This window comes from Vibrio penaeicida, from assembly GCF_002933855.1.
In the GTDB taxonomy this organism is placed as follows: Bacteria; Pseudomonadota; Gammaproteobacteria; order Enterobacterales; family Vibrionaceae; genus Vibrio; species Vibrio penaeicida_A.
On sequence record NZ_BFAQ01000036.1, the window covers coordinates 1 to 2,615 of the forward strand.

The following is a 2,615-nucleotide window of genomic DNA, read 5'->3' on the forward strand; positions in this document are numbered from 1 at the left end:
ATGACAGAAATGACGGCGCGCGCATTTGAAGCGTACATCATCGCGCGCAATCGCAATGTGGGGATCACCAACGACTACCTTGCCAACGTCTTAAATGAAGCCGACTGGCAGCGTCAGTTTGGACACGATAGCGACATGGATTACGCGTACCCGACACAAGCGGAGCTCAATACGGAGATCGCCCCTGCGTTTGATCGCCTGTTTGAGGTCCTAGATACGCAAGTCAACGGCGAGCACGTTCAGCTGTTTTCCCGAACGAGGTCAGCTCAAACGTCCGCCGAGTCGCGCAAGGCATCATTAACGCCTGATCAGGTGGCGCGTATCTCACGACACTGGCTCAAGCACTATCAAGGAGAGATCCGAGTTCGTATCAAAGTGGTTAAGACGGCGTTAGACCTGCCTTATGATAAGGGGCGAGGGGAGGTACATGCGGTGTATGATCCATCGACACAGACGGTCACTTTAGTGGCGTCGAGTTTGAGATCCCCTGAGCAAGTGAGGCGTGCGCTTCGACATGAAATTTTGGTTCACCATGGTCTGCGGAGCGTGTTGGGAGAGCACGAGCACGCGGCGATCCTGCGCGCGATACAGAGCAGTCGTCATCACTCTTCGCTTCAGCCCCTGTGGGACGAGGTACTTACCCGATATGGCGAGCTCAATCTGGCGGAGCAAGCCGAAGAAGTGATGGCGTTAGCGGCAGAGCAAACGCGTCCCGCAATAAAACGTTGGTGGGACGCGTTGCTGAGTAAGCTATGGGCTGCCCTCAAGCGCTTAGGGTGGTTTCCTTCGACCGTGCGCCGTTCTGAGCTGCTTCATCTCATCGATACCTTGGAGCAAAGGATAGCAAATAAGTCGGCTCGTCCAAACACAGTAAGCTCTGAAGTGATGTTTTCACGCACCAAGTCTGCAAGCTTTGAAGCGGCACTGAATGCGACCACCCCTCAACGCCGACTCAAAGGGATCCTCAGCCACATCGGATACGCCGCAAAACAGACGTTTGGGGGGAGTAAAGGGTTGGGGGCGATCACCCTGCGTCAGTTGGCGGATCTGTCTCAGTCCCAGCTTCCGAGCGTGCAACACTACGTCAATACCGTGCATCACATGCTCACGCGTCGCAACCAGTGGGCGTACGAAGCGGGTGAGATGGCACAGCGCATACAAAAATGGGCATCGAAACATCAGCAAACGGCTGACACGCTGTTCGACATCGCGCACCTAGCGACCGTTGATGGCGTGGATCCGGATGGGGCGTTTGTCAGTGCCAAAGCCCCGCTCGAGAAAGCCATTCGCCACCTTGAAAAGGTGAATGAGGGCAGCCACAAAACCTCGGCGCAAATGCGTGAACTCAAGGCGTATCGGCGACAACTGGAGTCAGAGCCATTACGTCAGGTAAAACATCAGGCGTTGAAAACCCGTTTTGATGCTTTGCCGGAAGAGGCGAAACAACACTATCGAACCATGCGTGATGCCTATCAGGCTCGACACAGGCAATACCGAACATTGTTAGAGCAACAGATTGAGCGCGCCGACATCGATAATCGGCTCAAGAAAAAGCGCTTAGCGGATTTGAAGTTGCAGTTTGAACTGCAAAGCGTCATGGCCCCGTATTTTCCCTTGGCGCGATTTGGGGAGTATTGGTTGAGCTCGGTGGATGAGCAGGGTGAAAAACACTTTCTGATGTTTGAGTCTGAAAAGGCACAGCAAGACGCCTCAAAGAGATTGCGCACTGCTGGGTTTACCGTCTCCACAGGGCGCGCGGTTGAGGGGCTGTCTTCCATGGAAGGCGCCAGTCTGAATTTTGTTCTCGATCTCATGCACCACGTTGACGATACTCAACTCAATGATCTGAAAAAAAGTGAGTTGAAGGACACCATCTACCAATTGTATTTGCAGTCCTTGCCAACGCGTTCCATGCGCAAGCAATTTCTGCATCGCAAAAAGACCAAAGGGTGGAGTAACGATGCGTTGCGCGCGTTGGCGTCCAACATGATGCGAGGCGCGTATCAGTTGGCGAGGTTGGAGTATTCCGACACCTTGTCACAATTGGCGGCGGACACCAAAAAAGCGGCGCAGGTGAGCAACAGCAACCAAGCCAGCCGTTACGCGGAAGAGCTGCTAAAACGTCATGAATGGATCATGAACCCTTCGCATTCCACGGTGGCTCAGCATCTGACGTCCATGGGATTCATCTGGATGTTGGGCGCATCCCCCGCGGCGGCGATGGTAAACCTGACCCAGAATATGGTGGTGGCGTTGCCGATACTGGCGAGTCGATTCGGTTTACGTCGAGCGGCAGGGGAATTGCTCCGCACCATGGCGAGCTACCCATTGACTCAAGGCAGTGTAAAGCGAAAGTTACAAGGAGAAGAGCGGCAAGCCTATCAACAGTGGCACGATACCGGACTCTTAGATGTGACCCAATCACACGAATTGGCTGGGATAGCCGAGTCGAAAAACTGGGAGTACAACGCGCGTTACGACCGAGTGATGAACTGGATCGCCCGACTGTTTCATCAGGCGGAGGTTTACAACCGTGAAACCACGGCAATAGCGGCGTATCGGCTGGCGAGAGCCGACGGACGTTCGCATGCGGATGCCACCCATTTCGCGGAAGA

General features: G+C 54.3%; 1 protein-coding gene. It reads left to right on the forward strand.

Annotated features, from left to right (window positions below; all coding sequences use genetic code 11):
* Positions 1–2,615, forward strand: a 2,615-nt coding sequence (locus VPNCDNU1_RS21240) for a PLxRFG domain-containing protein (RefSeq protein ID WP_145959479.1), incomplete at both ends; no start/stop codon positions are given.